We start from the raw sequence: 18332 nt of genomic DNA, 5'->3' as shown, positions 1-18332 counted from the left end.
TTTTTAAAGCTCTTCGTTTTCTTCTTCTTCGTCAAGGAACGTGTTCAGCATTTCTTCGATCATGTCCCATTCCGCATCAGTTTCAACCGGGCGAAGCTCTCCGCCACCTACTGTATCGTCTGATTCAGGATTTTCAGTAAAGGAAGATGCATGAATTTCAATTTCGCCTTCTTCATCTTCTTCAGCGCCTATCGGGAAATACAAAACGTATGATTTTCCGAAGTCAGCTGATTCAAATGTAAACAATACTTCAAATAATTGTTCGTTGCCGTTTTCATCAACGACTGTAATGTGCTCTTGTCCGTGTTCCATTTGCGTCACCTCATTATTTTTTAAAATCAAGATAGCCCTGCAAGATCATGACTGCTGCCATCTTGTCGATCACTTTTTTGCGATTTTTGCGGCTGACATCCGCGGAGATTAACATCTTCTCTGCTGCCGCGGTTGTAAGCCGTTCATCCCATAGGACCACCGATATACTATACGCTTCTTTCAACAAATCTGCAAATCTTTCAGATGCTTCGGCGCGCGGCCCGATTGAATTGTTCATGTTTTTCGGGTAGCCGACAACTGCTTCGGTGACTTCATATTGCTTGATTAGCTCGCCAAGGCGAACCATCCCAAATTCTTCAATCGCTTCATTTATTTTGACGGTTTCGATTCCTTGGGCTGTCCAGCCCATCGGGTCGCTGATTGCGACTCCGATTGTTTTCGAACCGACATCAAGTCCCATTATGCGCATCATTATTCCTCGTTATTCTTCTTAATATAAAACTTCACAAGCTCTTCCAGAATTTCATCTCGTTCTAGTTTGCGTATCATATTTCGCGCATCCTGGTGGCGAGGAATATAAGCCGGATCACCTGATAATAAATATCCGACAATCTGATTGATAGGGTTATAGCCTTTTTCTTCAAGTGCAGAATGGACTTGAAGCATCACTTGCTTCACTTCCTGCTCCATCGACTCATCAGACGAATCGAATTTCATAGTTCGATCAAATGAACTCACGACAAGCACCTCGCTTTCGGATTTTAAATAGGAATAATTGCTCCTGCTGTCTGATTCTCATTATAACCGATAGTGTGAATTTATTAAACCTATTTCACTAAGCTGTAAACTGATTCGAGCGCCGATTCTAATTTACCAGCATCTTTTGCGCCTGCCATCGCCATGTCCGGACGGCCGCCACCTTTACCGCCGCATTGTTCTGCTATATGTTTCACGATTTGTCCTGCATGGTAATCCCCACCAGCTAAATCTTTTGTGACGCCCGCAGCTAGCATGACTTTATCTCCGTCTGTCGCACCGAGAACGATAACTGCTTTGTCCATTTTCGTTTTCAAATCATCCATCATCTGACGCAGCTGGTTATTATCTTTGGCTTCTACTTTTGCAGACAATACCGTAATATCGCCTATTTTTTGTGCCGTATCCAGAATACCGGCAGATTGTGCATTGGAAACTTTCGCAAGCAACGATTCATTTTCGCGCTGCAGCAATTTCATTTCAGCCTGGACGGTTTGCACTTTCTGAATCATGTCTCTTGGTGAAGACTTCAGTAATCCTGCTGCTTGTTCTAATACTTGTTCGCTGTCTTTTAGACTTTCATATGCACCTTTGCCAGTAACTGCTTCGATTCTGCGAATACCTGCACCAATACCACCTTCTGAAACAATCTTAAATAAGCCGATTTCTGAAGTATTGAATACATGGACGCCGCCGCAAAGCTCTAATGAATAGTCGCCAATTTCTACAACTCGGACAATGTCACCATATTTCTCGCCGAACAATGCCATTGCGCCCATTTCTTTTGCTTCTTGCAAGTTATGATAACCTGTACCGACTGCGATACCGTCCCATACTTTTTCATTGACGATTTGCTCGATCTTTTCCAATTCTTCTTTCGTTACTTGACCAAAGTGAGAAAAGTCAAAGCGTAGACGGTCCGGTCCTACATATGATCCTGCCTGGTTAACATGCGTGCCGAGTACATCTTTTAGTGCTTGATGCAATAAATGTGTCGCTGTATGGTTTTTTACCGTGTGGCGACGTTCTTTCGCATCTACTTGCGCATGGACAGTTGATTTAGTTAATTCCCCGGTCTCTACACGTACAGAATGTAGATTCTGGCCATTCGGTGCTTTTTTGACGTCCAACACAGCCGCTTGAACCAAGTCATTACTCAAGGTTCCGTGGTCTGCAATTTGACCGCCACTTTCTGCGTAAAAAGGGGTTTGATCCAAAATAACTTGAACTTCTTCGCCTTCGTGTGCGCTATCTGCAAGTTCACCGCCTTTAATAATATACAGTACGTTAGCATCCGATACGGTCTGGCTATAACCGATAAATTCGCTGGCTTGTTTAATACTTCCCAGCACTTCGGATTGTGTTTGCATCGAATTAACATTCTGGCGCGCCTTTCTTGCACGATCACGCTGAGCTTGCATGGCTGCCTCAAATCCTTGGTGATCGATCGACATGCCCTCTTCTTCTGCATATTCCTCCGTCAACTCTACCGGGAAGCCATACGTGTCATATAGGCGGAACGCATCTTCACCCGGAATTTCCGTTTGTCCAACGGCTTTTTGTTTTTCCATAACTGACGATAAAATAGTCAAGCCATCATGAAGCGTTTCGTGGAAACGTTCTTCTTCCAACTTCATGACACGGATAATAAAGTCCTGTTTGTCATTTACTTCAGGATAGAAGGTTTTCATAATGTTGCCAACCACTGGGACCAATTCGAATAGGAACGGTTGTTCAACTCCCAGTTTTTTCGCATAGCGGACAGCACGCCGCAGCAAACGGCGCAATACATACCCACGACCTTCATTTGACGGTAGCGCTCCGTCTCCAATAGCAAATGCTACAGTACGTATATGATCGGCGATTACTTTGAAAGCCATATCCATATCTGCGTTTTCGCCGTATTTTTTACCGGAGATCTCTTCAGTTTTCCGGATAATTGGCACAAATAAATCCGTATCATAATTTGTTGGAACATCTTGTGCAACAGAAGCCATACGTTCTAAGCCCATCCCTGTATCAATATTTTGTTTTGGAAGCAATGTATAGGTATGGTCCGGGTTGTGGTTGAATTGTGAAAAGACCAGATTCCAAATTTCCAAATAACGGTCATTTTCACCGCCTGGATATAGTTCAGGGTCGCTCAAGTCATTGCCGTAGCTTTTGCCACGGTCATAGAAAATTTCAGAGTTTGGACCACTTGGACCTTCGCCGATATCCCAGAAATTCCCTTCTAATCGAATAATGCGTTCAGCTGGCACGCCGACTTCATTCAACCAAATGCCATATGCTTCCTCGTCTTCCGGGTGAACAGTCACCGATAATTTGTCAGCATCAAAGCCAATCCATTTATCGTCGGTCAGGAATTCCCACGCCCAATGAATCGCTTCAGTCTTGAAGTATTCGCCGATGGAGAAATTGCCGAGCATTTCAAAGAAGGTATGATGGCGTGCTGTTTTTCCGACATTTTCAATATCGTTAGTCCGAATCGATTTTTGCGCGTTGACGATCCGCGGATTTTCAGGAATGACACGACCGTCAAAATATTTTTTCAAGGTTGCCACGCCGCTATTGATCCATAAAAGGGACGGATCTTCAAAAGGCACGAGCGGTGCACTTGGCTCCTGATCATGGCCTTTCTCTTTAAAGAAGTCGAGATACAGTTGTCTGATGTCTTCAGCTTTCAAATTTTTCATCTATTTTTCCTCCTCAGCATAGTAAAAAGCCTTCATCCCAAAAAAGGGACGAAGGCTTTATTTCGCGGTACCACCCTAGTTACACGGAGCATGAAACTCCGTGTCTCTCGAACACCTTAACGCGGTTCAACGGCAGGGATTAGCTGCACTCCGGAGTAGCTTTCTAAAATCAAATCTCGTCAGGACCTTTCAGCCAAGAGTCCCGTTTCTTTTCGGATGCGATTTTATACTGTCTCCATCAATGTGTTTATCTATCAGTCTAATTTGAATTATAGAAAAAGCCTTGCGCGATGTCAATAGTGAGACTTTAATTGGATAGAGTTACTGCACAAAACAACTTCGCTTTCTTGCGGGCTTCCGCCGAACTAACTCGAGCTTAACGCCCAAGTGGATTTCAGCACCTCGCTATCCCGCGGGAGTCTCAGCTGTTTTGCTTCGCAACCTATAAGTAGCATGTTAATAATAAAATTCTTTTTCCTCTAAAATCTTTTCAGACCAGCAACTCCACGATCAATTAATTTCACCACTTCTGTATTACATTACCTTTAAAGAAAGAGTGGATGGCGGCGACTCCTGCGGGAATAGCATGAGCCGGAGCCACTGGACTGAGCGTAGCGAGGGAAGCGGCAGTGGCCATGCCCTTGGAAAGCGTCCGCCTAGAGCGATTTCTTAAGCTCAAAACTTCATTCTATCGTGTCTTTTGGCAACTCAAGCTTCTATAAATTTCTGTGGGGTGATGCCTTCCATGCCGATCATTGGGTGGATGGCATGGACGTTTTCGGTGGTTAGGCTGATAGGTTTACTTTGTTTTTCTTCTGCTTTTAGCATGGTTTGTTGTTCGGTTTTCGGTTCTTCCGCTGCAACTGCCAAACGGTTTTTCAAAGTGGTCATCCGCTGCGCGTCGTCCGTGCGTTCAACACCATAGCGGAAAACGCTCGGGTCGCCACATAGGATGAGAAAATCTTTGCTGCGTGTGATGCCGGTATAAAGCAAATTGCGGCGCAGCATTTTCATATAGCCTCGAACTACTGGCATAATGACCGTTGAGAATTCAGAGCCCTGTGATTTATGAATCGAGCAGCAGTACGCTAGCGTCAGTTGATTCAAGTCGCTGCGTTCGTAAGTCACTTCGATGCCATCAAAAGAAGCCACTAGCATATCTTGCTTTTCGACAGTTTCTTTTGCTTTCATAATTGCGACGACTTCGCCCATATCGCCATTGAAGACATTGCTTTCCGGCTGATTGACAAGCTGGAGGATCTTGTCACCGATACGATAGGTGATGTCACCGAATACCAGTTCTTTGCGTTTGCCGTCTGGATTGGGATTGACCATCTCCTGAATCAACCGATTCAAAACATCAATGCCTGCTGGTCCTTTGTACATAGGCGCTAGAACTTGAATATCTTTGATGGAATGGCCTTTTGACAAGGCGCTTTTAACCACTTTTTCAACGACAGATGGAATCTGTTCAATTCCTGCTTTGATGAAAGAGCGGTCTGCTGTTTTTGCAGTAATGTCATTTGGCAATTGACCGTTTTTCATTTGATGGGCAAGTTCAATAATTGAAGAGCCTGACGACTGCCGGTAAATATCGGTCAGTTCTACAGTTGGAATCCGTTTTGATTCGAGTAGGTCTCTTAGTACTTGTCCCGGCCCGACCGGTGGTAATTGGTCTTGGTCTCCGACGAAAATTAGTTGAGCATCTTCTGGTACGGCCTTTAGCAATTGATGGGCAAGCCAAGTGTCAACCATTGACATTTCATCGATAATAATCAATTTACCTTCGATTTCTTTTTCGGTTTCTTCATCTTTTTCTTGTCCGTTAAAGCCTAGTAAACGATGAATCGTCATCGCCGGTAAATCGGTTGATTCACTTAAACGTTTAGCTGCACGTCCCGTAGGTGCTGCCAAAATAATTGGAAATGGTTCTTTTTTCTTGGCGTATTCTTTTGGATCGAGTGACAAACCGTGCAGTTCTGCATAGATTTCTACCAATCCACGAACGACCGTCGTCTTACCAGTACCTGGTCCACCCGTTAAAATCATGACCGATGAATTGATACTGTTTTCAATTGCGTCAACTTGCGTTTCTGCGTAATTGACCCCAAGACGTTCTTCCGCTTCCCCGAGCGCTTTGCGGACTTCTGAACTTGGAAATTTCGTGCGATTTTCTTGTGCGGCAAGCAAAGTTTCCAGCTTTGTCGCAATCCCGACTTCTGAATAATATAGCGATGGCAAATAAAGCCGCGTTTCTTCACCTGCGACTTTACCTTCTTCACCCAATTCGATAGCGGCTTTCGAAATTGCTTCAATCGCAATTTCACCTTGTTGGCGTGCTTCGAGCATTTCTTTAACTAATGGAATCAAGGTTTTAGCGTCCACATAGACATGACCATCAGACAGGGAAGCTTGGTTGAGAATATGCAAAATCGCCGCTTTGATACGATCCGGATGACTGCCGGTGATGCCGAGTTTTGTTCCGAGTTCATCAGCACGTTGAAAACCGATTCCTTCAATTTCTTCAATAAGTTTGAACGGATTTTTTGTTAGAATATCAATCGTTTCTTCGCGGTAAGCTTGGTATATCCGCATGCCGACTTGCGGGCCAAAGCCCCAGTCGTTGAGTTGGATCATGACACGCTCAAGACCAAGGTTCATCTGCAAAGTCGCACGGATGGTGTCTTTTTTATCATCAGACAAACGCGGCACCTTATCAAGTGCATCCGGGTCTTCCAGAATTTTTTTAATAGCTTCTTTGCCGAGTTTTTTGACGATTGTTTCCGCCGTTTTCCGACCAATGCCATTAAACATGTCACTTGACAAATAATGGATAATCCCTTGCTCAGTTTCTGGTACTTCTTTGGAGAAGGTTTCCACTTGAAATTGAACACCATAACGCGGATGATTTTTCACTACGCCGGTAAAACGATACTGTTCTTCGAGCGATAGCATTGGAAAATAGCCAGACACAATGATTTCTTTTTCGGTATATGGGGTATTGGTTTCTTGAATTTTCACTTTGGCAATGGAGAATAAATTTCGGGGATTGTGAAAAATCGAGACGACAGGACGCCCTAATACAAACTGCTTTTCTTCTTGAAATAAGTCGATTTGTCCGGTCATTTCTGTCGTCCCCTTTTCACGTGGCTATTCTAGTGTCGTTGCAATCATATCGTAAGCGTATCGCGCCATTTCGTTCTGTTCATCCAAAGTATAAGCTTGTTTTAAATGATGCATAGCATCTTCCTTACGGTTTGTAGAAACCGCATAAAGAACACCCAAATTATAATGGGCATCCGAATGGTTGGAATCTTGTTCAACAACTTTCAAAAATTGAGGTTCTGCTAGTTCAAACAGTTCCATAGATGCTAAACATATGCCGTAGCTCAAACGAGCCTGAATATCCCTGTCATCCAATTCTACAGCGCGTTGAAGATAAGGTAACGCTAATTTTGGCTGCTCTAACTTCTCCAAACATTTGCCGATCATGAAATGCGCATCTGCACCTTCAAGTTCGTATTGCAACGCTTTTTCATAAAGCTTTAATGCTTCTGAATAACGTTCTGAATTGAAATATAAATTGGCTAACCCATAAAAAGCAGTCGCTGATGTTTCGTCTAATGCAATAGCTTTTTGGAAAAACCGTTCTGCACGATCAATTTCGTCCATTGAGGTTAATACATGGCCAAAATTGATGTAGCCTAGCGGATTTTCCGGTTGTTCTTCAATGGCTTGTGTAAAAGCTTCAACTGCTTTTTCCGCATTGCCTTCTTGTAACGCTTGTATACCGATTTCGTTGTAATTCATCGCTGTCTCTCCCATTAACCTACATATTCCAAACGCGCGCCATTTTTAAAGACACGATCGATCGTGCCGCCGCCGAGGCATTCTTCGCCGTCATAAAAGACTACGGCTTGTCCGGGGGTAATGGCACGGACTGGCTCCGTAAATGTCACGACGGCTCTTTCGTCTTTAAATTCAACGCTTACGCCAACATCTTGCTGGCGGTAACGGAATTTAGCCGTGCACTCTAAAATACCAGTTGGTGCTGTATTTGACGTGAAGCTTAAGTTTACCGCAGTCAAGCTATCCGAAAAAAGTGCATCGTGATGGATATTTTGCCCAACGTATAAAACGTTCTTTTTCAAGTCTTTGCCGATCACGAACCACGGGTCTCCCGCACCGCCAATTCCGAGTCCTTGGCGTTGACCGATTGTATAGTACATTAAACCGTCGTGTGAACCCATTTTGACGCCTTCTAAAGTTTCCATCCCGCCTGGTTGTGCCGGCAAGTATTGTCCTAAGAATTCTTTAAAATTACGTTCCCCAATAAAACAAATGCCCGTAGAATCTTTTTTCGTTGCTGTTGCAAGTCCAGCTTCTAGCGCGATTTCACGAACTTTTTTCTTTTCCATATGACCGATTGGGAACATCACTTTAGACAATTGACTTTGGTCTAATTGATTCAAAAAGTAAGTTTGATCTTTGTTATTATCTTTGCCACGTAACATTTTCGTTTCGCCGTTTTCTGCGTGCTCGACTTGTGCGTAATGGCCAGTCGCTAAATAATCTGCACCTAAACTTAACGCGTGCTCTAGAAATGCTTTGAATTTGATTTCTTTATTGCACATAACGTCTGGATTTGGCGTGCGTCCTGCTTTGTATTCTTCCAAGAAATACGTGAAAACTTTGTCCCAATATTGCTTTTCGAAATTCACTGCGTAGTAAGGAATGCCGATTTGGTTACAGACACGAATGACGTCTTCATAATCTTCTGTGGCTGTGCAGACGCCGTTTTCATCGGTATCGTCCCAGTTTTTCATAAAAATGCCGATGACATCATAACCTTGTTCTTTCAATAAATAAGCGGCAACCGAAGAGTCGACCCCTCCGGACATGCCGACGACAACGCGTGTATCTTGTAGTGATTTTGCAGTCATTTTATTCACCTTTTCATTTTAATGCCAAACGTTGGCTGATTTGAGCTGTCTTTTCGGCAGCTTGTTCAATATCTTCAGGCGTTAACCCGAGACCGAAACTGAAACGAATGGAATTACGAATTTCAGCAGCTTGTTCGCCGTACATCGCAACTAGCACATGAGAAGGATCGATTGATCCCGCAGAGCAAGCGGATCCACTAGAAGCTGAAATTCCTGCTAAATCCAAATTGACCAGAAACGACTCAATTTCGATACCTGGAATGCTGAGATTTAAAATATGCGGCATCGAATGACTGCCGTTTTCTTTGTAGTCAATGCTGTGTTTATCCAAAACAGCTTTAAAAATAGTTTTGTATTGCTCGTAAGCTTCCGTTTTTTCTTCCATTGTCGCCAGTGAAATCTCCACAGCTTTAGCAAATGCCGAAATCGCCGGCACGTTTTCCGTTCCTGCGCGGCGTTTGCGTTCTTGCTCTCCTCCATACAACAGTGGAGTTAATGACGTTCCTTTGCGCTGATACAGAAAACCGACGCCTTTTGGGCCATTGAGCTTATGAGCAGAAACAGATAATAAATCGACGTTCAAAAGATTAACGTCAATTGGTAAGACACCGAATGCCTGTACAGCATCGGTGTGAAATGTAACATCCGTTCCTTTTAGCAGTTCACCGATTTCAGCAATGGGTTGAATCGTACCGACTTCATTGTTGCCCATCATGATCGATACTAGAATTGTATCGTCACGCAGCGCATTTTTCACGTCTTCTGCTCGCACACGCCCATTTTCACCGACAGGCAAATAAGTCACGTCATAGCCTTCACGCTCCAGCTTTTCACAAGCATGCAAAACGGCATGATGTTCGGTCTCTGTTGTAATGATGTGTTTGTTATCTTTTTTTGAAACAGTACCAAAAATCGCCAAATTATCCGCTTCTGTACCGCCGCTCGTAAAAATGATTTCATTGTCGTCGGCGTGGATGCTTGCTGCCAGTAATTTACGGGCATCATCTAATGCTTTTCGCGCAGCTCTACCCGTCCCATGGATGCTCGATGGATTGCCGTAAACTGTTCCAAGTGCTTCGGAAAAAGTCGTCACCACTTCAGGATGTATCGGCGAAGTCGCTGCATGGTCTAAGTAAATTCGATTCATATGTGTTTACTCCCTTATATATAATACATATAGTTTTTAGTTTCACCGTTATTAGCTTTTGCCAAATCTTCGATGGTAGTTGTATCGAGGACATTTTTCACAGCGTCACGGATGCGTACCCACAGCTCGCGTTGAGGTTGTTTTTCGTCTTCAATGCCTTCAACCGGTTGAATCGGACCTTCTAGGACTCGGATCACGTCACCTGCGGAAATTTCTTTCGGATGGCGCGTTAGCATATAGCCGCCGTAAGCACCACGGACACTTTTGACAAGTCCAGAGTTACGCAATGGCCCCACTAACTGCTCCAAGTATGCTTCAGAGAGATCATTTTCCGCTGCAATTTTACGCAATGGAATAGGGCCTTCTCCGTATTGTTTACCAAGTTCGATCATAATGGTCAGACCGTAACGGCCTTTAGTAGATATTTTCATTGTTACACCTCTAAGTTTCATAAATTGAACTAAATTTGTTGATTAAGGATATTCCAAAAACCAGCTTTGCTTTCTTGCGGGCTTGCGGGAGTCTCCGCTAATTTCCCCCATATCTTAAGGGACAAAAATCAACAAGGCAGGGATTCTTACAAATTTGTATGATTTAAATTATGTTTCATCCGCATATGTCTAGATGACTCTTAGAAGAAAGAGCAGAAGGTGGAGACTCCTCTGGGGAGTAGCGAAGCGATGCGAGCTTAAGACCTTGGACTGAGCGCAGTGAGGAAAGCGTCCGCCCGGAGAGATTTCTTCAGACCTCATCTCTTGAGCAGTTTTTAAAAAATTAGCCCTTTAATCCACGGTAAATAAATACCAATATTCTTCAAAACAGTATATCATAATTTGACTTGAATGGACTTCCAATGACTTCTGAAACTTCTAACGCTATACTGATAGAACGAATGTACGGAAGGAGTTTTTGCATGCACAACGAACCTTTAGCTTTCCGTATGCGCCCACGGACGATCGATGAAGTCGTCGGACAGAAAGACGTCATCGGCCCGCATACAGCTTTATATAAAATGATCAGCAACGGCCACGTCCCTTCCATGCTGCTGTATGGTGAACCTGGAATCGGCAAGACTTCCATCGCCCACGCTATCGCTGGTACGTCGAATTTGCCGTTCATCGCGCTGAACGCGACCACTTCTGGCAAGAAAGATGTCGAAGAAGTCGTCGCAGAATCACGAATGACAGGAAAAGTCTTGTTGTTTCTTGACGAAATCCACCGCTTCAATAAATTACAGCAAGATGCTTTGCTGCCGCATGTCGAAAGCGGTTCGATTGTCCTCATTGGCGCGACGACGGAAAATCCGTTTCACGATGTCAATCCGGCGATTCGGTCACGCTGCGGTGAAATCAAGCAGTTGAAACGGCTTACGCAAGAAGACATCGTTCAGTTGTTGAATACCGCATTGACCGAACCAAAGCGTGGACTCGGCAGCGAACAAATTGAGATTTCTGAAAAACAAGTCGAACGCATCGCAGAAGGTACAAACGGCGATGCTCGCAAAGCGTTGACCATGCTAGAATCGATTGTCATCGCTTCTGATGAACTCGACGGCAAATACATTGTCGAAGATCAAATGGTTGAGCAGATGATTAAACGTGTCGGTGTATTCGGCGACAAGAAAGGATCTCATTTCTTTAACCTGCTGTCTGCCTTACAAAAATCAGTGCGGGGCAGCGATGTCAACGCCGCTATGTACTATTTGGCGCATCTGTTGGAAAATGGCGACCTGACTGCGGTCACTCGCCGTCTGCTAGTCATGGCCTACGAAGATATCGGACTTGCAAACCCGGCAGTCGGTGGCCATGTTCTGTCGGCCTGCCAAGCAGCTGATCGCCTCGGCCTGCCAGAAGCTCGCATTCCACTCGCTCAAGCTATCGCTGAAATGTGCTTGTCCGAAAAATCCAATTCGGCCTATCAAGCTATTGATGCGGCCACAGCGGCTATTAATAAAGGCAATGTGGGAGACATTCCGATGCATTTGCGCGATACGCATTACGCCGGAAGTGCTGACCTTGGCCACGGCGGCTACCGCTATCCACATGACACGCCAATCGGATCGTTTGGCGGATGGGCGGATCAGGACTATTTACCGAAAGAAGTGAAGTCGGCCGAGTTCTACAAACCGATCATCGCCGGCGAAGAGAAGAAATTCGCCGGAATTTATGAGAAGTTGAAAAGCTTTCGGAAAAACAAAAAATAAAACAAGAATTAAGCAAAGCCATTTCCTAAAAAGGAAATGGCTTTTTCCATGAATTCATTCATGAAAGACTACATAAAAAAGCCGGCTTACGGAAAGAGCCGGCTGCTGCTTAATTCATACGAACGCGCGTGATCGGAATTGATTTGGTAATATCATTAACGACCCAACTGGCGGTGATCAAGCCTACCGCCGAAGGTGTGAAGGCGTTTGAAGACGGTGGCATTTGCGCTTTGCGGATAGTCGCATCAGGCTTGCCGACGGTTTCGACCACATCTTCACGGACAATGATTGGGCTTTCGTCTGAAAAAACAACAGGAATGCCTTTATAAATTCCAGATTTACGCAATTTTTTGCGGATGATTTTCGCTAACGGATCAGTATGTGTCTTGGAAATATCGGCAATTTTAAAACGAGTCGGATCGGTTTTATTGGCCGCTCCCATACTAGCGATGATTTTAATGTCACGCTTGTAGCATTCTTCCATCAAATGTACTTTATAAATCATCGTGTCAGATGCATCGATGACGTAATCCGGGTTGTAGCTAAAGAATTCTTCACAAGTTTCTTCTGTATAGAACATATGCAGGGGTATGACCTTGCATTCTGTATTGATATCGGCGATGCGGTCTTTCATGACCCCTGCTTTAGATTGTCCGACAGTCGACAAGTTGGCAACCAGCTGGCGGTTGATGTTGGTGATGTCGACATTGTCTTTGTCCACTAGAATAATAGTACCAACACCACTTCTTGCACAAGCTTCTGCCGCGAATGAACCCACGCCTCCGATGCCCAGAATGGCGACCGTCGTATTTTTTAATAAATCAATTCCTTCTTTTCCTACCGCTAATTCATTTCTTGAGAATTGGTGTAACATTGAGCCACTGCCTTTCAAAGTTGATACGCATACTAGAAAGTATACACATTAAAAATCCCCCCGACAATAAATTGTCGAAGGGATAAAAATGATTTTTTAAGTTAGGAATCCCAATCGTGCCGTCTTTGTTGGTGCGCATCGTTTGAACCCGCTGAAAGCAGGTGGGTGACCTCTTCACCACTTATAACTTCCCGTTAAGGCATGTTAGCCATGGTGAAATTTGATCTCCCGACGACATAATGTTGGGTCAAAATCGAATTGCTCAAAACGAACACATCAGGATTCTCTATACACGTATATTAGCACACCTTTTTTATTTAGACAAGTTTTTTACGTTAATAATTTTTTATTATTCTGAATGTTCAGCGACAGACTCAATTCATCAAGCTGTGAATTCGAAACCGGGCTCGGCGCATCTGTTAACAAATCACTGGCACTGGCAGTTTTTGGGAATGCGATGGTGTCACGCAAGTTGGTGCGCCCTGCAAGCAGCATAACCAGTCGATCTAAACCGAAAGCAATTCCGCCGTGTGGAGGAGTTCCGTATTCGAAAGCTTCCATCAAGAATCCGAATTGTTCGTTAGCTTCTTCTTTACTAAAGCCTAGCACTTCAAACATCTGCTCCTGGATTTCGCGGCGGTAAATACGGGAAGATCCCCCTCCTAGCTCGTAGCCGTTCAAGACAAGGTCATACGCCTGTGCACGGACATTCTGCGGCTCTGTTGTCAGTTTTTCCAAGTCTTCTTCAAATGGCATTGTGAAAGGATGGTGGGCTGCATAATAGCGGCCTTCTTTATCATCGTACTCAAGTAGCGGCCAGTCCGTAATCCACAGGAATTTATAGACCGAGTTGTCAATTAGGCTGAGTTCTTTGCCAAACTTCAAACGAAGTGCACCAAGTGCATCTGCCACCACGGTTTTCTTGTCAGCCACGAACAGCAATAAATCGCCAGCTTCCGCTTGTGCACGTTCAGTCAACGCAATTGCCGCTTCGCCTTCAAAGAATTTAGCAATCGGTCCTTTAACGCCTTGTTCTTCGACCTTTAGCCAAGCCAAGCCTTTTGCTCCGTAAACTGCAGCAAAAGCACCCAATGCGTCAATATCTTTGCGCGAATAATTAGCAGCTTGCCCTTTAACGTTAATCAGTTTCACTTGACCGCCGTTTTCAATTGCGCCAGTGAAGACTTTGAACGCTGACTCTTTGACCAGTTCTGATACATCGACCAGTTCTAGACCAAAACGCACATCTGGTTTATCCGAACCAAAGCGATCCATTGCTTCGGTATAGCTCATGCGTTGAAAAGTCGGTTCGATGTCGATCTTTTTAACATCTTTCATCATTTGAACCATTAGGCGCTCATTCATTTCAATAATATCTTCCATTGTCTGGAAGCTCATTTCCATATCGATTTGCGTGAATTCCGGCTGACGGTCTGCACGAAGATCTTCATCACGGAAACAACGGGCAATCTGGTAATATTTATCAAATCCAGAAACCATCAACATTTGTTTAAACAACTGAGGAGATTGTGGCAAAGCGTAAAACTCTCCATCATGAACACGACTTGGCACTAAATAATCACGTGCGCCTTCAGGTGTAGATTTTGTCAAAATCGGGGTTTCCACTTCGATAAATCCTTCTTCATCTAAAAAGCGACGAATCGATTTGGTAAGGTCTGAACGCATTTTGAATGTTTCGTACATCGCAGGACGTCGCAGGTCCAAGTACCGGTATTTCAGTCGCAGATCTTCACTGACATCGGTATTGTCTTCGATGGCGAATGGTGGATTTTTCGCAGCATTGATGATGGCTGCGTGGTCCACCTGCACTTCGATTTTACCGGTTTTCATCGTTGCATTAATTTGGTCTGGTGCTCGTTTTACAACCAATCCATCAATATGAATCACGAATTCATTGCGCAGTGATTCGCCGATTGCAGCCGCTTCTTTCGAAATTTCGGGATTAAAGACTACTTGAACGATTCCTGAACGGTCGCGAACGTCGACAAAAATCAAACCGCCTAAGTCCCGACGTTTTTGCACCCATCCTTTTAATGTTACACGCTGTCCAATAACAGTTTCGTTGACTTCCCCACAATAATGCGTTCTCGACATAGTTATTCCCCCAGTGATTTCTTTTTCAATATCGTTCCAGCGATTTCTTCGAATGCCATTTCCTGTTGCTCACCCGTCGCCATTTCTTTTAATGCCACTTTGCCGCTTTCCAGTTCCGTTTCGCCGATGACGATAACAAAGCCGGCACCTTTTCGGTCAGCCGATTTCATTTGTGCCTTTACTTTGCGACCAGCGAAATCCATGTCTGTCGAAATGCCGTTCAAGCGTAAATCACGAACAACCGCAAACGCTTTTTTCTTCGTCGTTTCGTCCATCGCTATGACGTAAACTTCCAAATTGTTGGATTGACCAATTTCGACTTTTTCCATTTCAAGCGCTAATAACAGTCGCTCGATACTCATCGCAAAACCAATTCCTGGTGATTCGGGTCCGCCTAAGTCTTCAACGAGACCGTTATAGCGGCCGCCCCCTGCCAAAGTCGTAATGGCACCAAAACCTTCAGCGTCACTCATAATCTCGAAAGCTGTGTGGTTATAGTAATCAAGTCCGCGCACTAAATTTGGATCGACAACAAATTCGATGTCCATGCTAGAAAGATAAGATTGCACTTCATCAAAATAAGCTTGTGATTCTTCGTTTAAATAATCAGCAAGTGACGGCGCTGTTGCCATCAACGGATGGTTGCGGTCCACTTTGCAGTCTAGAATACGCAACGGATTTTTCTCGAGACGCGTCTGGCAATCTCTGCAGAATTCATTGATACTCGGTTCAAAATGCTGGATCAATGCTTCTTTGTGCGCTACGCGACTTTCCGTATCACCAAGTGAGTTGATGACTAAACGCAATTGCTTGAGCCCGACAGCACGGTACACTTCCATCGCTAGTGAAATCACTTCTGCGTCAATTGCTGGATCTTTAGAACCGATTGCTTCCACACCAAATTGTACAAACTGGCGCATGCGCCCGGCTTGTGGACGTTCATAGCGGAACATCGGACCTGTATAAAACAACTTTACTGGCTGGTCCGGCATGCCGAATAATTTATTTTCAACATATGAACGCACGACAGAAGCTGTGCCTTCTGGGCGCAACGTCAGCGAACGATCGCCACGATCTTGGAATGTGTACATTTCTTTTTGAACGATATCTGTCGTGTCGCCAACACCACGCTGGAATAATTCCGTGTGTTCGAAAATCGGCGTGCGAATTTCTTTGTATTGATAAAGTCTACACAAGTCATTGATTTTTTGTTCAACTTCTTGCCATTTAGCGGATTGGTCGGGCAGCACATCGTACGTGCCGCGTGGTGCTTGAATGTTCATCATTTCTTCACTCCTTTATTTTTCCATACAAAAAAGCTCCCGCCCCTTGCTTTACGCAAGGGACGAGAGCCTGTATTAGCTTCCGCGGTTCCACCCTAGTTGATGCAAAAAGATGCATCCTCTCATTCCGGGTAACGGCCGGTTCCGTTTTTTCCTACTAAGCAGCAAGCGCGGTTCAGAAAAAAGCCTCAAAAGTGTTTTTCGTCGCAGTTGTCTGTAGGAAAGTTTACAGCCCGAGACTTTCCCTCTCTTTTCAGCCGAATCATGCAATTACTTTCTTCGTCGTCAGCAAATATATAAGGATAATAAATCAATCTTAATAACTCCCCAATGGCTTGTCAACCTTTTTGACACAAGGAGACATTTATTTGATACTATTGTAGAGAAATTGTTTTAGGGGGAATGGCATGAAACGCAAAGGGCTAACCGCATTTATTTTATTCGTTTTATTTATAGCTGGCAGCTTTCCGCTGCTGGATAAAGATCATGTTTCAGCTGACAATGGCACCGTTGAAATTTCCGGCTCAATGGTTAATGTCCGCTCTGGTCCTGGGTTGTCTTACAGCGTAACTGGTGATTTAGAGCAAGGACAAACCGCTTCTGTCATATCAAAACAAGGTGACTGGCTGGAAGTCCGCTTCGATGGACAGGAAGGCTGGATTGCTTCATGGCTCACGACTCCTTCTGGCGAAGAGCAAACAGCATCTGGACAAACTGCTGTTTCTTCAGTGAACGGCTTGAATGTTCGTGCACAGGCTGATTTATCAGCAGCCGTGCTCACGAAAATGAATGCCGGAGAAAAGGCGAAAGTGATCAGTACAACCGATGGCTGGATTGAAATCGACTTCCGCAATACGCGCGGATTTGTCTCGAAGCAATACATAAGCCTGGCAGAAGGTGCTTCTGAAACCGAACAACCGACCGATGAAACGGAACCCGTTCAGAAGAAAGACGCAATTTCCAAAGTCTCCTCTTTTGAAATTGCTGTTAGCGCATTGAATGTTCGTTCGAAACCTGACCTCAGCTCCGAAATCCAGCTGATGGTCAACAAAGGCCAAGTCTTCCCCGTCGTTTCCACGCAAGGCAATTGGGTGGAAATCGAATTAGCTGAAGACAAAAAAGGCTGGGCGTATGCATTCCACGGCCAATTATCCGATCAAACGGCAGAAACTGTCGAAAATGATACAAAAGAGTCCGTCACCATCCTGACTGATGGAACAAATCTTCGTACCGCGGCATCGACCGCTTCTGAAGTTGCTAGCCGCGCAGATGCCGGAGAAAAACTAGCAGTGACCGGCAAACAAGGCGAATGGTATCAGGTTTCCTTACCGGATGGCCAAACAGCTTTTGTGGCCGAATGGGTCGTGTCATCAGAAGAAGCGAATGTTGAAAAAGAGCAGACCGACTTGCCCGCTCGTAAAAAAGGAACATTAAACGGTGTTACTATTGTTCTCGATCCCGGGCATGGCGGCAATGACGGCGGCACAGTCGGCGTCCGCAAAACAGAAGAAAAAGAATTGACTTTAAAGACGGCAGAAATTCTGTCTCATCATTTGAACGCAGCAGGCGCTAAAGTTGTTATGACTCGGCAGTCCGACACTTATGTCGACCTTCGTAAACGCGTTGCTGGAAGCCATCAAGCTGGAGCTGATGCCTTTATCAGCATCCATTATGATGCCACAGAAGACAGCAACGTGTCAGGTTTCACTTCGTATTACCAGCACGATTACCAAAAAAAGCTTGCCGAATCCCTCAACACAGGGCTTGGTGATAAATTGACTTTGCATGACCGCGGCGTCCAACATGGTAATTATCTGGTGCTCCGTGAAAACAAGCAGCCAGCGGTTCTTGTCGAGCTTGGCTTCTTGAGTAACTTTAACGAAGAACGCGTCCTGACCAGCAATCAATTTCGTGAACAAGCAGCGCTCGGCCTCTACACCGGCATCATCAATTATTTCGATGCCCAGCTGAGCGAATAAAAAAGCACGGAGAATTTCTCCGTGCTTTTTTCTGTGTAATTTTAGCGTGGGTGCGTATCTCCC

General features: G+C 44.7%; 14 protein-coding genes, 1 other RNA gene and 2 other annotated features. Of the genes, 2 read left to right on the top strand and 13 right to left on the bottom strand.

Going from position 1 to position 18332, the window contains the following annotated elements:
* Positions 1-3 precede the first annotated feature (3 nt).
* The 9 genes from BBH88_RS07815 to cymR all read right to left on the bottom strand — a co-directional run bounded on the left by BBH88_RS07815 (position 4) and on the right by cymR (position 10246).
* Positions 4-312 (bottom strand): DUF1292 domain-containing protein, encoded by a 309-nt coding sequence (locus tag BBH88_RS07815; protein WP_006828730.1) that lies wholly within the window; start codon positions 310-312, stop codon positions 4-6.
* Positions 313-325: 13 nt separating this feature from the next.
* A complete protein-coding gene (ruvX, locus tag BBH88_RS07810; protein WP_065537008.1) occupies positions 326-742 on the bottom strand; it encodes a Holliday junction resolvase RuvX in 417 nt (138 codons plus the stop codon).
* Between the two features lie 2 nt (positions 743-744).
* Positions 745-1011: an IreB family regulatory phosphoprotein gene (locus BBH88_RS07805; protein WP_006828732.1), complete on the bottom strand. Its 267-nt coding sequence runs from the start codon at positions 1009-1011 to the stop codon at positions 745-747.
* Between the two features lie 89 nt (positions 1012-1100).
* Positions 1101-3725 carry an alanine--tRNA ligase gene (gene alaS / locus BBH88_RS07800; RefSeq protein WP_006828733.1) on the bottom strand — a complete coding sequence of 875 codons (2625 nt, stop codon included), beginning with the start codon at positions 3723-3725 and terminating at the stop codon, positions 1101-1103.
* A 41-nt stretch (positions 3726-3766) separates the two neighbouring features.
* Positions 3767-3976 (bottom strand) — a binding site (T-box leader).
* 457 nt (positions 3977-4433) lie between these two features.
* On the bottom strand, positions 4434-6851 hold the full coding sequence (recD2, locus tag BBH88_RS07795; RefSeq protein WP_065537009.1) for an SF1B family DNA helicase RecD2: 2418 nt from the start codon (positions 6849-6851) through the stop codon (positions 4434-4436).
* Positions 6852-6875: 24 nt separating this feature from the next.
* On the bottom strand, positions 6876-7535 hold the full coding sequence (locus BBH88_RS07790; protein WP_040851910.1) for a tetratricopeptide repeat protein: 660 nt from the start codon (positions 7533-7535) through the stop codon (positions 6876-6878).
* 14 nt (positions 7536-7549) lie between these two features.
* Positions 7550-8668, bottom strand: coding sequence for a tRNA 2-thiouridine(34) synthase MnmA (gene mnmA / locus BBH88_RS07785; protein ID WP_006828736.1), 1119 nt, complete (start codon positions 8666-8668; stop codon positions 7550-7552).
* 13 nt (positions 8669-8681) lie between these two features.
* The gene (locus tag BBH88_RS07780; RefSeq protein ID WP_065537010.1) at positions 8682-9815 is read right to left on the bottom strand and encodes a cysteine desulfurase family protein; all 1134 of its coding nucleotides are present in this window, start codon (positions 9813-9815) and stop codon (positions 8682-8684) included.
* Positions 9816-9829: 14 nt separating this feature from the next.
* Complete coding sequence (gene cymR / locus BBH88_RS07775) at positions 9830-10246, bottom strand: cysteine metabolism transcriptional regulator CymR (protein WP_065537011.1); 417 nt, start codon at positions 10244-10246, stop codon at positions 9830-9832.
* Between the two features lie 482 nt (positions 10247-10728).
* Between cymR and BBH88_RS07770 the strand changes: the two genes are divergently transcribed.
* Entirely contained in the window at positions 10729-12018 is a 1290-nt protein-coding gene (locus BBH88_RS07770) for a replication-associated recombination protein A (RefSeq protein ID WP_006828739.1), read from the top strand.
* A gap of 109 nt (positions 12019-12127) precedes the next feature.
* Here the strand turns inward: BBH88_RS07770 and BBH88_RS07765 are convergent, their stop codons facing one another.
* The 4 genes from BBH88_RS07765 to hisS all read right to left on the bottom strand — a co-directional run bounded on the left by BBH88_RS07765 (position 12128) and on the right by hisS (position 16290).
* Positions 12128-12892, bottom strand: coding sequence for a tRNA threonylcarbamoyladenosine dehydratase (locus BBH88_RS07765; protein WP_006828740.1), 765 nt, complete (start codon positions 12890-12892; stop codon positions 12128-12130).
* A 103-nt stretch (positions 12893-12995) separates the two neighbouring features.
* A non-coding RNA gene (ssrS, locus tag BBH88_RS07760) (6S RNA) lies at positions 12996-13178 on the bottom strand.
* 44 nt (positions 13179-13222) lie between these two features.
* Positions 13223-15007 (bottom strand): aspartate--tRNA ligase, encoded by a 1785-nt coding sequence (gene aspS, locus BBH88_RS07755; RefSeq protein ID WP_065537012.1) that lies wholly within the window; start codon positions 15005-15007, stop codon positions 13223-13225.
* A gap of 2 nt (positions 15008-15009) precedes the next feature.
* Complete coding sequence (gene hisS, locus BBH88_RS07750; RefSeq protein WP_006828742.1) at positions 15010-16290, bottom strand: histidine--tRNA ligase; 1281 nt, start codon at positions 16288-16290, stop codon at positions 15010-15012.
* 55 nt (positions 16291-16345) lie between these two features.
* Positions 16346-16585: a binding site (T-box leader), on the bottom strand.
* Positions 16586-16697: 112 nt separating this feature from the next.
* On the opposite strand from hisS, the gene BBH88_RS07745 reads away from it, so the two are divergent.
* Positions 16698-18269, top strand: coding sequence for an N-acetylmuramoyl-L-alanine amidase family protein (locus BBH88_RS07745; protein WP_065537013.1), 1572 nt, complete (start codon positions 16698-16700; stop codon positions 18267-18269).
* The last annotated feature ends 63 nt before the right edge of the window (positions 18270-18332 follow it).

This window comes from Planococcus antarcticus DSM 14505 (genome assembly GCF_001687565.2).
In the GTDB taxonomy this organism is placed as follows: domain Bacteria; phylum Bacillota; class Bacilli; order Bacillales_A; family Planococcaceae; genus Planococcus; species Planococcus antarcticus.
The sequence above is the reverse complement of the archived record's forward strand: the minus strand, read 5'-3'. Positions and strand labels throughout refer to the sequence as shown.

Excerpts from the sequence above, each read along its gene's own strand:
- BBH88_RS07815 (WP_006828730.1), bottom strand. The coding sequence starts at position 312 with ATGGAACACGGACAAGAGCACATTACAGTCGTTGATGAAAACGGCAAC.
- ruvX (WP_065537008.1), bottom strand. The coding sequence starts at position 742 with ATGCGCATAATGGGACTTGATGTCGGTTCGAAAACAATCGGAGTCGCA.
- alaS (WP_006828733.1), bottom strand. The coding sequence starts at position 3,725 with ATGAAAAATTTGAAAGCTGAAGACATCAGACAACTGTATCTCGACTTC.
- recD2 (WP_065537009.1), bottom strand. The coding sequence starts at position 6,851 with ATGACCGGACAAATCGACTTATTTCAAGAAGAAAAGCAGTTTGTATTA.
- BBH88_RS07790 (WP_040851910.1), bottom strand. The coding sequence starts at position 7,535 with ATGAATTACAACGAAATCGGTATACAAGCGTTACAAGAAGGCAATGCG.
- mnmA (WP_006828736.1), bottom strand. The coding sequence starts at position 8,668 with ATGACTGCAAAATCACTACAAGATACACGCGTTGTCGTCGGCATGTCC.
- BBH88_RS07780 (WP_065537010.1), bottom strand. The coding sequence starts at position 9,815 with ATGAATCGAATTTACTTAGACCATGCAGCGACTTCGCCGATACATCCT.
- cymR (WP_065537011.1), bottom strand. The coding sequence starts at position 10,246 with ATGAAAATATCTACTAAAGGCCGTTACGGTCTGACCATTATGATCGAA.
- BBH88_RS07770 (WP_006828739.1), top strand. The coding sequence starts at position 10,729 with ATGCACAACGAACCTTTAGCTTTCCGTATGCGCCCACGGACGATCGAT.
- BBH88_RS07765 (WP_006828740.1), bottom strand. The coding sequence starts at position 12,892 with ATGTTACACCAATTCTCAAGAAATGAATTAGCGGTAGGAAAAGAAGGA.
- aspS (WP_065537012.1), bottom strand. The coding sequence starts at position 15,007 with ATGTCGAGAACGCATTATTGTGGGGAAGTCAACGAAACTGTTATTGGA.
- hisS (WP_006828742.1), bottom strand. The coding sequence starts at position 16,290 with ATGAACATTCAAGCACCACGCGGCACGTACGATGTGCTGCCCGACCAA.
- BBH88_RS07745 (WP_065537013.1), top strand. The coding sequence starts at position 16,698 with ATGAAACGCAAAGGGCTAACCGCATTTATTTTATTCGTTTTATTTATA.